This is a genomic window from Metapseudomonas resinovorans, assembly GCF_002003485.1.
GTDB lineage: Bacteria > Pseudomonadota > Gammaproteobacteria > Pseudomonadales > Pseudomonadaceae > Metapseudomonas > Metapseudomonas resinovorans_D.
The window spans coordinates 17019-30086 of sequence record NZ_BDMA01000084.1; the positions used below are offsets into that span (position 1 = coordinate 17019).

Below are 13068 nucleotides of genomic sequence, written 5' to 3' on the forward strand. Positions count from 1 at the left end.
TCAGTTGCCTCCGAAGCTGACCAGTCGATCGGCCATCTGCGCAGCTTCATGCAGCTGTCCCAGACCCGATAGGTCCCAGCCTTCGGCCAAGTTGGCAGCGGGTCTTTCATATCGCTGCGCTTCTTCCGCATTCAGCACGCCACGGCGGAGTGCCGCAGCGATGCAGACGACGCCATCCAGCTTGTGCTTGCGCACGAAGGCGCTCCATTCGGCGGCGAGGTTCGGCTCATCCTGGGGGGCAACGGCGTTGGCGGAAGCGCTGTGCACACCCTCCTGATAGAAGAACAGCCGGACGATTTCATGGCCCCCGTCAAGGCAGGCCTCAGCGAAGCGGAGGGCACGCCGGGAGGAGGGCGAATGGGGCGGGGCGAACAGGGCAATGGCGAATTTCATGGTCGCTCGGGCGAATGGAAAACTGCTGGAATGATACGGCCAGACGCGTCCTTTTGCCCGTCCGGACAGAAAAAAGCCCGCCGAAGCGGGCTAGTCCGAGGAGTTGGCGAGCATCAATCGTTGCTGCTGAATACACCAATCAACTGCAGCAGGCTGATGAACAGGTTGTAGATCGATACGTACAGGCTGATGGTGGCCATGATGTAGTTGCGTTCGCCGCCGTGAATGATGGCGCTGGTCTGGAACAGGATGCAGGCCGAGGAGAACACTACGAAGCCGGCGCTGATCGCCAATTGCAGGCCGCTGATATTGAAGAAGATGCTTACCAGCATGGCGCCGATCAGGACGAAGAAACCGGCGGTGATGAAACCACCCAGGAAGCTCATGTCCTTGCGGGTGGTCAGCACATAGGCGGATAGACCGAAGAACACCAGGGCGGTCATGGCGAAGGCGGAACTCACCACTTCACCGCCGTTGGGCATCCCGAGATACATGTTGAGGATCGGACCCAGCGTGTAGCCCATGAAGCCGGTGAGGGCGAAAGTGGAGACCAGGCCCCAGGCGGAGTTACGCAGTTTCACGGTAAGGAAGAACAGACCGTAGAAACCAATCAGCACCACGAAGATGCTGGGATATGGCACGCGCATCTGTTGCGCCGCGTAGGCGACCAGGCCGCTGAACGCCAGCGTCAGGGCCAGCAGCCCGTACGTATTGCGCAGCACGCGGCTGACTTCAAGCTGCTCAGCCAGCGCAGGGTTGAGGGCATAATTCTGTTCGTTCATCGCGACACTCCCGATTTGGTTTCCGTGACCTTGGTCAGAGTTGGATATTAACAGAGGCGTGGAAGGCGCCTATTGCAAGAGTTTGACAGCGTGTTGCGTTCCGGTACTATGGCGCCCCGCGCAAGCGGAGGTGTGGCCGAGTGGTTTAAGGCAGCGGTCTTGAAAACCGCCGAAGGGGAGACTCTTCCGTGAGTTCGAATCTCACCGCCTCCGCCATCTATATAGCTGAAAGCCCCGGATTCCGGGGCTTTCGCGTTTCTGGATGGTCGAAAATCTGACCGGACGGTTGTCCTCTTCTTCGATGATTTCCGAAACTATTCGGAATCATTTCCGAAACTCCCCCTATTTTGACGGTTTGGCGATGGCCCCAACGCACCGATAAACGCGCTCCGTCAGCTCCTCTTCCGTGTGCCCCAGTAGCCTTTCGCATGCTCAACACGTCCGCTGGGCGCTGGCCGGTCAGGTAGGCCAGGTCTATTGCGTCCTTCAGTTCTGGCACCGCCATACACGGCGTTCCACATGGCATCGTTGGCGTAGTAGTCACGCGGTGTCTCCCTGTCCCTTGCAAGGGGGGGCTCCTTGGTAGTGAGCCCCCATTCTCTCTCCATATTGAAGATGTGCGAGAGGGTGGCGATCTGGGATTGGCGCGCACCTTGGGTACGCGCGTCTCGGTACTGGGCAATCATCGATGGGTAATCGCGTCGATCGGCGCCTCCTCGACGACCTTTCGGAGCTGGCGGAGCTCGCGGACGTTGTCCTGCTGGGTCCGTGGGGACTTCTTGGGCATGCCTCTGCCCGCTCGCGGCGGGCTTCGTTCTACCTGGTGGAGGCGTTGCCACCTAAATAGTCAGCGCAGCGCTTTCAACTCTTCGCATGCCTGTGCGTTCGGGCGCCCACATGACTTTTCGAACCATTTCACCGCTTCCTGCTTGTTTGCGATAACGCCCAATCCACGCAGGTATATCTCGCCCAGACGATACTCTGACTTTGCAGAGTTATAAACGTTCTCCGCCGAAGAGTGCTCGAAATAATTCTTTGCAATTATACGATCTTTCTCAGCTCCTACGCCAAAAAAATAAATCTCACCGATTTCGTGCAGCCTTTCTAAGTTGCCTTTACTTAGATCATTCTTGAATATTTCAATAACCGGTCGATTTTTTTGATATCTCTCTAAGCTCTTTTCCAGAGATAGAGAGATGTTTTTGTTCTCCTCCGAGGCTGCACCACTTCCAAGTAGATACACTATAAGTCCTAACTCATTGATGGCTTGGTCATTTCCTTGATCGGCAGATTTTGTCAGCCAGGCTATAGATTCTCTATAATCTTTTTTTGCTAAATAGTGCTTGCCAAGCAATAACTGGGACTAGCTATCTCCAGCATCAGCTTTAGCTGTTAAGTCCTGGATATGAGATGTCTCAACAGAAAAAGCTTTTCCCCAATAAGCTCGCGCACCGATAGATGCAATTAAGAGAGATGCAATAAAAAATTTTACTAGCTTAATTCTCATGATTTTTTGTATCCGGTTCGTTGGCATGGCTCATGCGCGTTTTCCTCTTTTCCCAATATCGATGGCCCGTAGGCTACGAGTGAGGATCGAGGGACAAGCGTATTCACACATCGCATACAGGGTGTATGCAGGACGAATCCGAAATTGATCAAGAAAGCGCCTAAAGAGGTGCCTTTAATGGAACCCTGAGGCAGTTGTACCTGGCTTGCTGTCGTTCCACATGCGTTCCAGCTCGGACAGATAGTTGATACATCGACGCACTTTTCGATTCTGAGCGCATCAACGAGGACGATTGGTAGCGTTTGCACAGGGAGTCCAAGGGCCTTTTTCTCTCTTCACGCTTTCACCTCTGGGAACACTCTGGGAACAGATTTCCTCATTTTCGATTTGCAAAGGTTCAGAATTCCGCGGCGAGGGCTTCGGGCATGAGTTCGTCTCTCATCTTTGTTCCTAAAGCTTGAATCTCTTCCAAATCTCCAAATCGGAGCGTTTGAGCACACTTTGGAAACAGAAGGTACTGGGGCCGCCTCGAAAGAGCGGCCCCCAGTGTCGTTTTGGGCATTTCAAGTCCTGGTGTTCAGCCGCTGGCATTCGCCCATCGCCATGGCCTCTTCCTGATGCTTGCCGCCGACATAGTTGCCGGTGGCCCGGTCGATAATCCGGTACCAGTAGGCATCCAGCGTTGTTCCTCCGATAACTTCACCATTTCTGATCCCTCTTGCCTGAACATTGGGGACCCTTTTCACCGAGAAGCGTGCACTCATGGTGGAACTCCTTGTGTAGGTAGAAGTGGAACATTTTTGATAGCTGGACCTTGCCGACCCCGCAACCTGGATCTCGATACGGATCGTTTCGAGGGTCGCTTTCATGTCGCCAAGCATTCGTCATGCGGCTCTTTCCCGGGCTTGTGCGCGCGCTAGTTTTCTCGATTTCGTTACATTTCCAGCCCTTCAGCGTAAGCGTTTGACCGCTCATCCCTGAGTGGCGGCTTGGCTGTCCCCCTCTCTATCCCTCCAGCCTCTCTATCTCGGGCGTTTCGTCCCTGTCAGACAGGCGCGTCAATCGGATGACCATTGGCATTTACATTTTGAAACATCTGCACTTTAGTCAGGTTATTGACGTTCTGCGGCGCTAAACAAAAACGAGCAAACGCTCAAACAGCCCGGACCTTCACTGGTGCAGCTCCTCTAGAGACGCCATAAGGCGTCCATCCAGTGTCGAGGGCCAGTAACTGGAGAGAGTCATGAAACGCCCTGACTGCGAGCACGCGACAGGTCGGTCTGAGGAACAGGCTGACGGCGAGGGAAGAAGGAAATTTCTGAAACTGACAGCAGTGACGATGGCGGCGCCACTGCTGATGACAGGTACCAAGGCGCGGGCTGAAACTGTGCCGCCGGTATTCCCGCCAAGTCCGCCCACTGTTCCCTGGGCCCATGAGCTGCCGACGCAGATCAATCCGGTGGGCACGGTATCGTCACTGAGTCCGCCGCCTACTGAGGTTGCCAACGTTGCCGGAGGCGAGGCAGGGCGCAATCCTCACCAGCGCTGGGCGCAGTTCGGGCCGGGTGCATTGCTTTACGAGATCAGTGCCACGGAGCGAAATGACTGGGTCTACAGCCCGTCCTACCCACCCCAGCGGATCTGGGGCTACCAGGCCAATAGCAATCCGGACCACTCCATGCCCAGTGCGACGTTCTTTGCGCGCTATGGGCGCCCGCTGATCTGTCGCATCCATAACAAGCTGCCGCAGAACCATGTGGGCTTCGGTACGCCGGAGATATCGACTCACTTGCATAACCTGCACTGTGGGTCGGAAAGCGATGGTTTCCCGGGCGACTATTACAGCCCTACAAAACATGGTCCGACGCTCTCGGCCAACGGCAGATTCAAGGATCACCTGTACTCGAACGTGAAGGCGGGGTTCGAAGCGCGTCAGGATCTGGTCGGGGATCCTACCGAAGCCCTCGGCACGCTGTTCTATCACGATCACACGCTGGACTTCACCGCACCCAACCTCTACCTCGGGCTGGCGGGGTTCTACTACATTTTCGATGAGCTGGATTCGGGAAATGAGGCCGATTCGAATCCCAATGCGCTGCGCCTGCCGAGTCATCCGTATGACTACCCGCTGAACTTCAATGATCGGCGTTTCGATGCGAATGGCAGGTTGTTCTACGACCAGGTCAACCCGGAAGGGGTGCTGGGCGACAAGGTGGCGGTGAATGGCCGAATCGAGCCGGTTCTGCGGGTGGCCGCCCGCAAGTACCGTTTCCGTTTGCTGAACACCGGCCCGAGCCGTTTCTATAACTTCGCCCTGGTGTCACCGACCAACGTGATGCAGAAGTTCACTCACATCTCCAATGACGGAAACCTGTTCCCGGTGCCGCTGCTCAATCAGACCAACGTGACGCTGGGCGTTGCCGAGCGCGCGGACATCGTGGTGGATTTCTCGAAGTATGTGATCGGTACGCAGCTGTATCTGGTCAATCGCATGCGTCAGATAGAAACCCGTCGTCCCAAGGACATCAAGGATCCGGGCGATCGCGTGCTGAAAATAATCGTTGATCGTTATCCGCCAGCCCAGGATTTGAGTCGAGTGCCAGCAACTCTGCGGCCGTTGCCTGTGATTACTCAGGCCGAGATCAACGCGGCGCCGGTTCGTCGCTGGATCTTCGAGCGTGACAGGGGCATGTGGGCGATCAACAAGCTGTTCGTCGATGTGAATGTGGCGAGGGCGCAGATACCCAAGGGTGGGTATGAGATCTGGGAACTGTCCAACGTCGATGATGGCTGGAGCCACCCCATTCACATCCACTTCGAAGAAGGACGAATCCTGCAGAAGATCGTCAAGGGTGTCAGCGTGCCCATCCCGCCTCATGAGCAAGGACGCAAGGATGTCTATGTGGTGGAGCCGTTCACCACGTTGCGGATATTCCTGCGTTTCCGTGACTACAAGGGCAAGTACCCCATGCACTGCCACAACCTGATCCACGAGGACCACGCCATGATGCTGCGTTGGGACATCGTCTGAGGCCAATTGCGGAGCATTTTCGAGGTGGGAGGAATCATGATGAACACGCGAAGAAAGATGCTGGCTGGAATGGGCGGAGCGGCTGCCTTGTTGGCCGGTTGGGCAGCCATGCGCGGAGGCGATGGAATGGTCGAAACCGCCTACGCAAAAGGTGCCGGGGCAGTTTCTTTTCCCAATGTCACGCTATACACCCACGAGGGCCGCAGAGTTCGGTTCTATGACGACCTCATTCGCGGCAAGGTCGTCACCTTCAACATGATGTACACGCAATGCACGGGCAAATGCCCAACCATGACGGCAAACCTGCGCCAGCTCCAGCAACTGCTGGGTGACCGGGTGGGGCGCAGTGTGTTCATGCATTCCATTACCCTGCAGCCGTTGCTTGATACGCCCGATGTGCTGAAGGCCTATGTCGAGAAGTACCACGTCGGTCAGGGTTGGGAGTTCCTTACCGGAGCGCCTGAAGACATCGAGGCCATTCGCTTCAGTCTGGGTTTCTATGACGTCGACCCCGATGTCGATCGCAATCTGACCAGTCACACCGGGCTCGTGCGTATGGGGAACGACAACTACGAACGCTGGACCATGGCACCTGCGCTGACCGGACCCCAGCACATCTTTGCCACGTTGAACCATGTCGATCGCGAATGGGTCGCGACCTCGTGACGGCTTCGAGGGTGTCCCCGGCTTTACAGGGGCACCCTCGCATTCCGTGCCCGCTTTTCTTTATCATTCACATCCTGAATAGCGTGTAGTCATCTGTATCTATTCGAATTCTTCCCACATTCAGTATCTGATTCGATCTCTGCCCAGGATTTCTCGGTTGAGAAATTGGCGCTGCTCCTTTGACGTGTGTTGCAACTGGCGCTAGGTCAATCTCTGGTCATTTGCTAATGTGAGCTTCATTTGAACAAGCTTGCTGCCCCAGGCAGCGCGCGATGCACTGAAGAGGTGTCGCTTGATTAGGGTGCTGGTGGTCGATGACCACGATCTAGTAAGAACGGGGATTACCCGCATGCTGGCCGATATCGATGGCCTGCAGGTGGTAGGGCAGGCCGATAGCGGTGAGGAAGCACTCAAGAAAGCACGGGAACTCAAGCCCGATGTCGTCCTCATGGACGTCAAGATGCCAGGCATCGGCGGTCTGGAGGCTACTCGCAAGCTTCTGCGCAGCCACACCGACATCAAGGTGGTCGCGGTGACTGCCTGTGAGGAAGATCCCTTCCCGACTCGTCTGCTACAGGCCGGTGCGGCCGGTTACCTGACCAAGGGCGCGGCCCTGGAAGAGATGATCCAGGCGATTCGCCAGGTCTTCGCAGGGCATCGGTTCATCAGCCCGCAGATCGCCCAGCAATTGGCGCTCAAGTCCTTCCAGCCCCAGGCCAGTGGCTCTCCGTTCGATCTGCTCTCAGAGCGCGAAATCCAGATCGCCCTGATGATCGCCAACTGCCAGAAGGTGCAGAGCATTTCGGACAAGCTCTGCCTGTCGCCGAAGACGGTGAATACCTACCGCTATCGAATCTTCGACAAGCTTTCGATTTCCAGCGATGTCGAGCTGGCGTTGCTGGCCGTTCGACACGGCATGGTAGACGCCGTCAGCTAAGATGTCCGACTCCTTCGACGCAAGTGCTTTCCTTGCCGCCTGCAGCGGTCGTCCGGGTGTTTACCGGATGCTCGATGCGGGCGGCAAGCTGCTTTATGTGGGCAAAGCGAAGAACCTGAAGAAGCGTCTCGCCAGCTACTTCCGCAAGACCGGGCTGGCGCCCAAGACCGCAGCCCTGGTGGCGCGGATCGTTCAGGTCGAGACCACCATTACCGCCAATGAGACAGAGGCGCTCCTGCTGGAGCAGACGCTCATCAAGGAATGGCGGCCGCCCTACAACATCCTGCTGCGGGACGATAAGTCCTATCCCTACGTGCACCTGAGCGATGGTGACTTTCCGAGGCTCAGCATCCACCGGGGCGCGAAAAAGAAGAAGGGCCGCTATTTCGGTCCCTATCCCAGCGCCGGCGCCATTCGCGAAAGCCTCAACCTGCTGCAGAAGGCCTTCCTGGTCCGTCAGTGCGAAGACAGCTACTACAAGAACCGCACCCGGCCCTGCCTGCAATACCAGATCAAGCGCTGCAAGGCACCCTGCGTTGCACTGGTGGACCCGGCGGAATACGCCGAAGACGTGCGGCACTCCGTGATGTTCCTGGAAGGGCGTAGCAATGCGCTGACCCAGGAGCTGTCCACGGCAATGGAAGAGGCAGCACAGAAGCTCGACTTCGAGCGCGCGGCCGAGCTTCGCGACCAGATTTCCATCCTGCGTCGAGTGCAAGACCAGCAGAGCATGGAAGGCGGCACTGGTGATATCGACGTAGTCGCCGCCATCGCAACTCCGGGTGGAGCTTGTGTTCACCTGATCAGCGTTCGCGGTGGTCGCGTACTGGGCAGCAAGAATTTCTTCCCCCAGGTGGGCATCGAAGAAGAGTCTGCGGATGTGCTGGTGGCGTTCATCGCTCAGTACTACCTGGGTAACCAGGAGCGGGATCTGCCCAGCGAACTCATCGTCAATGCAACCCATGAAGATTTCCCAACACTGATCGCAGCGCTGGGTGAGTTGCGTGGCCGGGAGCTGGACATCAGTCATCGGGTGCGTGGCACGCGCGCACGTTGGCAACAGCTGGCAGTCACCAACGCGGAGCAGGCGTTGGCCGCGCGACTCGCTAACCGGCAACACACTGCCGCTCGCTTCGAGGCCCTGGCCGAGGCCCTTGGCCTGGATGAAGCGCCGCAGCGCCTGGAGTGCTACGACATCAGCCATTCCAGTGGTGAGGCTACTGTCGCGTCATGCGTGGTGTTCGGCCCTGAGGGGGCACTGAAGTCGGACTATCGACGCTACAACATCGAGGGTGTCACCGCGGGTGACGACTACGCCGCCATGCACCAGGCGCTCACGCGCCGCTTCGGCAAGCTCAAGGACGGGGAGGGCAAGCTGCCCGATATCTTGCTGGTGGATGGTGGCAAGGGTCAGTTGGCCATGGCCCAGGAAGTATTGAAGGAACTGGCCGTGCCGGAGCTGATTCTGCTCGGCGTCGCCAAGGGCGTGACTCGCAAGCCCGGTTTCGAAACGCTCTACCTGAACGATGCAGCGCACGAGTTCACCCTGCCAGCGGACTCTCCCGCCTTGCACCTGATCCAGCAGATTCGCGACGAGGCTCACCGTTTCGCCATTACCGGGCACCGTGCCCGGCGTGGCAAAGCGCGGCGTACCTCGAGCCTGGAAGATGTCGCTGGCGTAGGGCCCAAGCGACGCCGCGAGTTGCTCAAGCACTTTGGCGGGCTGCAGGAACTCAGCCGCGCGAGCATCGAAGAAATTGCCAAGGCACCTGGCATCAGCAAAAAGCTTGCTGAGTCGATTTATGCAGCACTGCACAGCGAGTAGAATGCGGCCTTCCTTCAGAACCAGCCGTAACGATGAATATTCCTAACCTGCTCACCGTTCTGCGCGTACTGCTCATTCCCGTCTTCATCCTGCTTTTCTATCTGCCGTTCTCCTGGAGCTATCTGGCGGCCAGTGCAGTCTTTGCCATCGCTGCGGTCACCGACTGGTTCGATGGCTATCTGGCACGGCGTTGGCAACAAAGCACGCCCTTTGGTGCCTTCCTCGATCCGGTGGCTGACAAGCTGATGGTGGCGGTAGCGCTGGTGCTGCTGGTGGAAGAGCACCACAACCTCTGGCTGACGCTGCCTGCGGCCACCATCATCGGTCGTGAGATCGTGGTGTCGGCCCTGCGTGAGTGGATGGCGGAGCTGGGCGCGCGTGCCCATGTGGCCGTGTCCAACCTGGGCAAGTGGAAGACTGCGGCGCAGATGGTGGCGCTGGTTATCCTTCTCGCCAATCCGCCGCTGCTCACCTTCTGGGTAGGCGTTGGATATTTCCTGCTGATCCTCGCTGCGGCACTTACCCTGTGGTCCATGCTGCACTACCTGCTGGCCGCGTTGCCGCACCTCAGCACCGACCCGAAAGAAAAATAAAAGTTTTTTGAATCAAGGGGTTGACGGCTGTTCATGAATCTATAGAATGGCGCCCGTCAACACGACAAAGCGGGAATAGCTCAGTTGGTAGAGCACGACCTTGCCAAGGTCGGGGTCGCGAGTTCGAGTCTCGTTTCCCGCTCCAGTTTCACGCGATGACGCCGCCGCAAGCGGCGTTATTGTTAGGCCGGATGGCAGAGTGGTCATGCAGCGGATTGCAAATCCGTGTACGCCGGTTCGATTCCGACTTCGGCCTCCATCTGAAAAGCCCCGTAGATCAAAAATCTACGGGGCTTTTTTCATGGGAACAGAAAAGTTGCAGGCTTTCTCGGATCCACCCCTCGGAGGAGTGGAACCTGATTGCTCACAAGTTGGCTGTTCGACGCCTAAGTGATTGATTCGAAATTTTATTTGGGCTTAAATCAGCGCCCTGTACCAATGCCCCTCCTGCCCGGATGGCGAAATCGGTATACGCAGAGCACTTAAAATGCTTCGCCCTTTGGGCTTGCGGGTTCGAGTCCCGCTCCGGGCACCATTTGACAGCTTATGTACGTCTCTAAATGTCTACGTAAGCCATCGAGGCCGGCACTTTCAGCCGGCCTTGTTGTTTCTGTCAGTTTCTCCTCGTCTATGTACATATTCCTATTTTCAGGAATAAGAATAGGAGTACACCGGCCGCCAAGCCTCGGGACAAGGAATACAAGCTGTTCGACGGACAGGGTCTGTACCTGGCGGTGAAGCCCGGCGACATCAATACCTGACGCTTCAAGTTCACACGCTGATGGCCGTACCGGCCTGGCCACCTTCGGCAACCACCATGCACTTGGCCTCAAGGCGGCCTGGGGGCGACGTGCCTCTGCTCTGGAGCTGCTGGCCCAGGGCACAGCACGAGCAGCAGGCGAGGGCGGCCCTCTAAGCTGCCGCGGGCAACAGCTCCAAGAGCATCGCCCTGGAGTGGCACACGGCGGGCGCACACAAGTGGGCGCCGGACCACGCTACCAGAGTGCTGCGGCGCATGAAGCTGTACCTATTCCCACTCCTCGCCACCGCCCGGTGGATACCCTGAAGGTTCGTGACCTGCTGGCCCCGCTCAAGGCTCCTGAGCAACGTGACCCACTGGAGTTGGCCAGCCGGCTGCGTCAGTACATCAGCGGCGTGATGCGCAATGCCGTGCAGTACGGGCAGATTGATCGACCTGGTGGGCTCTGCCGCCACCCGCAAGGCCCAGCACCGGGCCCGGGCGGTTTCCTCTGCGAATCGTGTTGGCTGCGTGCGAGCAGCAGCTTGTTGGGCCTGCTGTTCTTGCAGCTTTTGAAGGGCGGCCTGAGCGTGCGCAATCTGCCGCTGGCCCATCTGTTCGATGATTGCCACGTGACCGTTTCACAGAACGAGGGCAGAGATGGTGGCGCCACCAAGCCTGGGGCCCAAGCTTGGAAGGTGAGGGGGCGGCGGCGTGCTATACGGGTGCTCCATGCGTTGACCTGATGCTATTTGGCGGAGGGGCAGTAGGGAATAGTGGGCAGAAACGAAAAGCCCCGCTCGGTGGCGGGGCTTCATTGAATCCTGCGATCAAGCGGCAATCGCGTCGATCCAGTGTTCATCTTCTCTTTCGAAGGTGGCGCTCTCATCCGGCTTTGCATCTTTTGCGACAGGAACCAAATTGAACTGCACGTGGATGAAAGCTGTATAGAAAGCCCTCATCGCAACATCTGCTGTTCCCGGAATAGCGTCCTTTCCTTTCTTCTCCCAGTTGGCAACCGTTTGCACGTCAACGCGCAGCAAGGCAGCCAGCTCCTCCTGGACAAGGTCCTGCTCCTTCCTGAGAAAGCGGAACTGGTGGCCAGTCATAGGGCTTTTTTGCTGGATGATGTCGCGCGAAATTGCGCCATGGAGACCGTCCAGGTCCGCAATCGACACGGCTTTGCCGTAGGGGGTTTCCTCAACGGTGTATCCGTTTTTTAGGAAGATACCTTCCAGGCCGCATCCTGTGTATTCAAACATGTTCATACCTCCCACACCGTGATCGCGACGATCCTGTGCGTTGGCGGATCAAGAGCTATGGCCCCAACCAAGCAGACCACGTCTCTCGGCGGCCTTTCGCTCATTCTGAACTCCCACGAGCCCTTCTGAGCGTTGTACTCAGGATCTCTTGTAATCATTCCTCGACGAAGACACCTGATTGCCTCAATCAGTGTGACGCCACGCTGGTCCAGCCGTTCTCTGCAGTGGTCCGTGAAGTACACATTGGCGGTGGTTTGAGCGATCTCATGAATGATCGCTTCCAGCGCCTCGATCGACATCGGTAACTTTGTCTGGCTCATATCGGCCTATATTTTTTATAGGTCGCGCAATTTCGGTCAGCAATTAGATTTTGTCAATCGCCGACGAGCAGAATCGCAATGGAGACGGAAGGCAGGCCCGTGAAGCTTGGAATCACTGCCCCACAATCTCCCGATACCGCCGCTGGTACTCTTCGTAGCTCAGGGTGCTCTGTTGTTGCTCCAGTTGCTGCAACTGGGCTTCCTTGGAGCGATAGGGCGACGTCTGCTCGGAGGCAGGAGCCGGCTGGTAGCCCTGCGAAGCATAGCCGCCACAGCCAGGCAGAGCGCGATCAAGGATCAGGTTGCCCTCTACGCTCACGGCGACATAGCCGACCAGGAAAGCGAACGCTTCTTGGTTGATCACAACGTTGGAAAGGCCAACGGCGCAGCGCTCTTTTTCAACGGCGCGGTCAATCGCTTCCTTCATGTTTGGCTGGCCCAGCGGGAACAGCACCACGGCTACCTGGTCCTTCCCTTCGACGCGCCGACCTGTTTCCAGCGCGTTGGAGTTCATGTTGAAGTTCTTGGTACTGGCCACCGTGAGATCTGCGATTCGGATGGAGCAACCGGTGAGGGTCAGGGTGGCGGCTAGGGAAAGCAGAGCGAGGGAAATGGTGCGCACGGCGACCTCCATGTCAGAAAATTCGCGGCATTCTGCCATTACCGGGAGAAGCGGGGCTAGATAGATATAGATCCCAAGGGCACTTCCAGATTCAGGAATACGTTTAGGGTACGGAGTAGGGGTGGATTGATGGCGACGTCAGTAAATACGCGGTCTACAATTCGAGCCCCGCTCAGGAGCCAATAAAATCAGTCTCTTAATCACCCTCTGCTCAAGTGACTTCTACGCACGCTGCTGGCTCCTGCAACCCCGTGCGGGATGTTGAGTCCGTTCGATTCCAGACCATTCCGGTTCCGAAAGAAAACAATCTAAAAACTCGCTTTCGGAAGCAGCGGGCTTTGCTAGATTCAATATCAGTAGGTGGATACGCAGACTGATGCGCAAGCGGATA

At 57.3% G+C, this 13068-nt stretch carries 11 protein-coding genes, 4 tRNA genes and 2 pseudogenes; 10 read left to right on the forward strand and 7 right to left on the reverse strand.

Annotated features, from left to right (window positions below; translation table 11 throughout):
* A complete protein-coding gene (gene tusD / locus MnOB_RS22745; RefSeq protein ID WP_077526540.1) occupies positions 1 to 393 on the reverse strand; it encodes a sulfurtransferase complex subunit TusD in 393 nt (130 codons plus the stop codon).
* A gap of 113 nt (positions 394 to 506) precedes the next feature.
* On the reverse strand, positions 507 to 1175 hold the full coding sequence (locus MnOB_RS22750) for a Bax inhibitor-1/YccA family protein (protein ID WP_077526541.1): 669 nt from the start codon (positions 1173 to 1175) through the stop codon (positions 507 to 509).
* Between the two features lie 126 nt (positions 1176 to 1301).
* Between MnOB_RS22750 and MnOB_RS22755 the strand changes: the two genes are divergently transcribed.
* Positions 1302 to 1391, forward strand: a tRNA-Ser gene (locus MnOB_RS22755).
* A gap of 205 nt (positions 1392 to 1596) precedes the next feature.
* Here the strand turns inward: MnOB_RS22755 and MnOB_RS29335 are convergent.
* From MnOB_RS29335 to MnOB_RS28915, 3 genes and pseudogenes are all read right to left on the reverse strand, one after another.
* Positions 1597 to 1962: pseudogene (locus MnOB_RS29335) on the reverse strand (integrase); the annotation flags it as partial.
* Between the two features lie 60 nt (positions 1963 to 2022).
* Positions 2023 to 2529, reverse strand: a complete 507-nt coding sequence (locus MnOB_RS22765) for a tetratricopeptide repeat protein (protein WP_077526544.1) — start codon at positions 2527 to 2529, stop codon at positions 2023 to 2025.
* Positions 2530 to 3245: 716 nt separating this feature from the next.
* On the reverse strand, positions 3246 to 3446 hold the full coding sequence (locus tag MnOB_RS28915) for a hypothetical protein (RefSeq protein WP_158713849.1): 201 nt from the start codon (positions 3444 to 3446) through the stop codon (positions 3246 to 3248).
* A gap of 479 nt (positions 3447 to 3925) precedes the next feature.
* Between MnOB_RS28915 and MnOB_RS22775 the strand changes: the two genes are divergently transcribed.
* The 9 genes and pseudogenes from MnOB_RS22775 to MnOB_RS28920 all read left to right on the forward strand — a co-directional run bounded on the left by MnOB_RS22775 (position 3926) and on the right by MnOB_RS28920 (position 11219).
* The gene (locus MnOB_RS22775; protein ID WP_234358316.1) at positions 3926 to 5713 is read left to right on the forward strand and encodes a multicopper oxidase family protein; all 1788 of its coding nucleotides are present in this window, start codon (positions 3926 to 3928) and stop codon (positions 5711 to 5713) included.
* 39 nt (positions 5714 to 5752) lie between these two features.
* Positions 5753 to 6379 (forward strand): SCO family protein, encoded by a 627-nt coding sequence (locus tag MnOB_RS22780; RefSeq protein WP_077526546.1) that lies wholly within the window; start codon positions 5753 to 5755, stop codon positions 6377 to 6379.
* 292 nt (positions 6380 to 6671) lie between these two features.
* Positions 6672 to 7316 carry a response regulator transcription factor GacA gene (gene gacA, locus MnOB_RS22785; protein ID WP_077526547.1) on the forward strand — a complete coding sequence of 215 codons (645 nt, stop codon included), beginning with the start codon at positions 6672 to 6674 and terminating at the stop codon, positions 7314 to 7316.
* A 1-nt stretch (position 7317) separates the two neighbouring features.
* On the forward strand, positions 7318 to 9141 hold the full coding sequence (gene uvrC, locus MnOB_RS22790) for an excinuclease ABC subunit UvrC (RefSeq protein WP_077526548.1): 1824 nt from the start codon (positions 7318 to 7320) through the stop codon (positions 9139 to 9141).
* A 32-nt stretch (positions 9142 to 9173) separates the two neighbouring features.
* Positions 9174 to 9734 (forward strand): CDP-diacylglycerol--glycerol-3-phosphate 3-phosphatidyltransferase, encoded by a 561-nt coding sequence (gene pgsA / locus MnOB_RS22795; RefSeq protein WP_077526549.1) that lies wholly within the window; start codon positions 9174 to 9176, stop codon positions 9732 to 9734.
* 69 nt (positions 9735 to 9803) lie between these two features.
* Positions 9804 to 9879 (forward strand) — tRNA-Gly (locus tag MnOB_RS22800).
* Positions 9880 to 9919: 40 nt separating this feature from the next.
* Positions 9920 to 9993, forward strand: a tRNA-Cys gene (locus tag MnOB_RS22805).
* 190 nt (positions 9994 to 10183) lie between these two features.
* A tRNA-Leu gene (locus MnOB_RS22810) sits at positions 10184 to 10269 on the forward strand.
* A 414-nt stretch (positions 10270 to 10683) separates the two neighbouring features.
* Positions 10684 to 11219 (forward strand): annotated as a pseudogene (locus MnOB_RS28920) (phage integrase central domain-containing protein).
* Positions 11220 to 11303: 84 nt separating this feature from the next.
* Here the strand turns inward: MnOB_RS28920 and MnOB_RS22820 are convergent.
* Entirely contained in the window at positions 11304 to 11741 is a 438-nt protein-coding gene (locus MnOB_RS22820) for a helix-turn-helix domain-containing protein (RefSeq protein WP_077526551.1), read from the reverse strand.
* Between the two features lie 426 nt (positions 11742 to 12167).
* Positions 12168 to 12677 carry a hypothetical protein gene (locus MnOB_RS22830; RefSeq protein ID WP_234358317.1) on the reverse strand — a complete coding sequence of 170 codons (510 nt, stop codon included), beginning with the start codon at positions 12675 to 12677 and terminating at the stop codon, positions 12168 to 12170.
* Positions 12678 to 13068: the final 391 nt, after the last annotated feature.

What these genes read in the sequence shown, in the direction of transcription:
- pgsA (WP_077526549.1), top strand. Translation starts at nt 9,174, where the DNA reads ATGAATATTCCTAACCTGCTCACCGTTCTGCGCGTACTGCTCATTCCC.
- MnOB_RS22750 (WP_077526541.1), bottom strand. Translation starts at nt 1,175, where the DNA reads ATGAACGAACAGAATTATGCCCTCAACCCTGCGCTGGCTGAGCAGCTT.
- MnOB_RS22780 (WP_077526546.1), top strand. Translation starts at nt 5,753, where the DNA reads ATGAACACGCGAAGAAAGATGCTGGCTGGAATGGGCGGAGCGGCTGCC.
- MnOB_RS22820 (WP_077526551.1), bottom strand. Translation starts at nt 11,741, where the DNA reads ATGAACATGTTTGAATACACAGGATGCGGCCTGGAAGGTATCTTCCTA.
- MnOB_RS22775 (WP_234358316.1), top strand. Translation starts at nt 3,926, where the DNA reads ATGAAACGCCCTGACTGCGAGCACGCGACAGGTCGGTCTGAGGAACAG.
- MnOB_RS28915 (WP_158713849.1), bottom strand. Translation starts at nt 3,446, where the DNA reads ATGAGTGCACGCTTCTCGGTGAAAAGGGTCCCCAATGTTCAGGCAAGA.
- uvrC (WP_077526548.1), top strand. Translation starts at nt 7,318, where the DNA reads ATGTCCGACTCCTTCGACGCAAGTGCTTTCCTTGCCGCCTGCAGCGGT.
- tusD (WP_077526540.1), bottom strand. Translation starts at nt 393, where the DNA reads ATGAAATTCGCCATTGCCCTGTTCGCCCCGCCCCATTCGCCCTCCTCC.